1 protein-coding gene is annotated in these 394 nt (G+C 64.5%); it reads left to right on the top strand.

The window, feature by feature from the left end:
• Positions 1 to 394 (top strand): hemagglutinin repeat-containing protein (locus QCE69_RS39455; protein ID WP_309936176.1); only part of this gene is annotated, 394 nt, incomplete at both ends.

Genomic DNA, 394 nt, shown 5'->3' with positions numbered 1-394 from the left:
CGCGCTTGCGGCGACCGGCAACGTCAACATTACGGCCGCGACCGAGACGCACGTCGAGAACACGCAGGAGCAGCACAGCCACAGCAATGCGGTCAGCGGGAAGGAGGTCACGAGTTCGCGCGCCAGCACGGCGACGCTTGCACAAGGCAGCATGGTTTCCGCGGATGCGGTGACGATCGCCAGCGGCCGCGACATCAACGTCCAAGGCAGTACGATCGTGGGCACCCATGACGTCGCGCTAAGCGCGGCGCATGACGTCAAGATCGGCACGTCGCAGGACACCATGACGTCGTCGAGCAGCTATCAGGAAAAGCGCTCCGGGCTCGGAACCAGCGGCCTGACCGTGACCTATGGCAGCAACAATCACGCGACGACCGATCAGGCTTCGAGCGTG

This window comes from Caballeronia sp. LZ032 (assembly GCF_031451315.1).
Lineage (GTDB): Bacteria > Pseudomonadota > Gammaproteobacteria > Burkholderiales > Burkholderiaceae > Caballeronia.
This window is presented reverse-complemented; position numbering and strand designations above follow the sequence as displayed.